Below are 2,332 nucleotides of genomic sequence, written 5' to 3'. Positions count from 1 at the left end.
TGCCACTGGTAGTTCTCGATAACGGCGTCGATTGAAGGCTTAGGGTCGCCGGCTTTGATGGCAAGCGTATTGATTGCATCTCGACAGCGAGACACCCGACGGCGCAGCACTTCATCTGATTCATAGTTGAGCTGGTCCGCGAGCCTCTCCTTGGTCAGATAGGGATAATCCTCTGGCGCCAGCTCACCTTCCCGAGCCTCGCGGAATGGCTTCGCTAGGGCCATCAGCAAGTTGGCGCTGGTGCCTTTGATTTCACCCCATCGTTCGAACACGACACGCTTGCCGTCCTCATCGATGGACATCCTTATTTCTGGAGGCGGCGCCTCAGGTATTCTCGGCGCGGTTGCCGGTGCTGGATACGATGTACCCTCGCTGCGTTGTCCGACCACCAAAGAAAGCAAACAGTCGGGGGGCAGGCTGCCATTCAGAATATCTGCCTTGTTCGCGTCGACGCCAGCGTAGAACACCCGGCAGACCGCGGCCGCATGGCGTCGGTGAAGTTCGTAAATGCGCCGAGCCACCGTTTCTGTGGGCTCATCGAAATGGGACACGATGCGACTTGTTTCACCAAACTGTGTAAAGAAATCGACTTCGCTCATTCGGCTGATCTTTGAAGCAGACCGGATATAGGCGAGCGCCATCTCACGATCCGGACCAGGTCCGCGGCTATCCAACAGAAGATCAACCTTATAGGCATCTGCTGGATCTTCTTGTTCTTGGCCAGCGGCGAGGATCGCAAAGCGCCGGTCGATGCACTGCGAGCACTGGCCACAATGAGGATGTAGTCTAGTCATGGCATGAACGCGCGTGCAGCTTCGCGTGTGTCTGATTAGATCGGCGCAGCCGCCTTGCACGATACGCTCGATAACCTCTGCCTTTGTGATCCAGGCGTAAAGGTTGCTGATATCGAAGGCTTGATCGAGAACTGCGGACAGGATGCGCCGAAATCCAGCTACCGCCTGGGGGTGCGTGGTTCGCGTCGCTCTGGCCCCGACGACTTGGCCAACCGGCGGCAAATTCAAACTCACCACGCCATTTTCGAAGAAAAACGTGCGCTGCCGGTCGAGCAGCTTGGCGGTCACGGCACCGATCGCCGCGAATAGAAACGAGCGCGTCCGATGGGTTGGCTCTTTGCCCAGATCGTCCTTGAGATTGGCGCGAACCGGGACATGAAGGACACGGTCCGCCCCGAAGCGTCGGCGCAACTGATCGATCAGAAAATTTTGCGCCTCGGTTATCTTTGTTGCGGAGCGATGGCTGACAAGCGCAACTTTCTTGCCGTGTGCGACCAGTTCCTCGACCGCTCCCGCAAATGAATCCAGACCACCAGAGAAAAGAATAACCTCGGCGGGCGTAAATTTCGCATTTTCAGTGCCGGATAACGGAAAATAGTTTTCTACTGGGGGCGGAGTGTTCAGCGGACGGAACTCAAACTCATAATCGTCTTCAGATAAGAACCCAATTGTCTCGACCAAGGTCGCAATGACAGAAGCAGATGACCACCGAGTTGGCTCGCGTACCGGTATCACAAACCGAAATTTTCGGCGCCACATCGCGCCAAGGTGCGAGTCTGTTTTGCCTCCGCGCGAAACGGCACTGTCGGCTGCGTAAATGTAGCTGGCGATTTCCAGCAAATCGGCATGGACGTCGGAAAGATTAGCCAACAGTCTTCGGCTGATATCTTCGATTTCAAGACGAACGTTAGCTGACGCGCCGTGGAGATTCAGGGTGAGCGGCTTCTCGTCGCCGCGCGGTTTGGCGGTGGCGCCGCTGCAAAGCACGAGATGCTCATTCGTCGACATCTCGACGCTTCCGGAGTTCGGCGCGAATCTTCCTGAAGGCGACGGGCGCGAATTTGCGGATGTCGTCCGGCGTCAGCCCGTCGCCCTGATAGACATTCTTGCCGTACCACCCGCCGGCAAATGCCTCGACAATCCGTGATGCTTCCCGGCAGTGCTGATCGAGGGCACCGTCGAACTCGGAACGTGCCCGGTCATCGCGGAAACGGGCGCGAAGACCGATATGGTTGTTGAGTTCGCGGCTGAGATAATAGTCAAGGGCGCGTTGAGTCAGGCGGGCGAAGAACTCGCGCGCCAATGCGCTGAAGCGATCCCCACCCGAAAACCGCCCGAACGCACGCTGCACCTCCGCCGACGTTGGGCCGAAGAGAGACGGCAGGGTCGGCCCCACTGTCGCGGTGAGACTCTCGACAGCGGCCAGTTGCGCCATCTCGCCGAGGTCGGTGCGTCCACCGCGCTGTCGGGCATATCGGTCCACTGCCGCGGAAAAAGCGGCGGCAACATCCATCAGGCCCGGTTGGTCGGGCACCTCA

The 2,332-nt window shown here is 58.3% G+C and carries 1 protein-coding gene; it reads right to left on the bottom strand.

Going from position 1 to position 2,332, the window contains the following annotated elements:
* On the bottom strand, positions 1-1,802 hold a 1,802-nt coding region (locus FJ145_26620), incomplete at its 3' end, for a hypothetical protein (protein ID MBM4264984.1).
* Positions 1,803-2,332 lie beyond the last annotated feature (530 nt).

The sequence above is a fragment of the Deltaproteobacteria bacterium genome (assembly GCA_016874755.1).
In the GTDB taxonomy this organism is placed as follows: domain Bacteria; phylum Desulfobacterota; class Binatia; order UBA9968; family UBA9968; genus DP-20.
The sequence above is the reverse complement of the archived record's forward strand: the minus strand, read 5'-3'. Positions and strand labels throughout refer to the sequence as shown.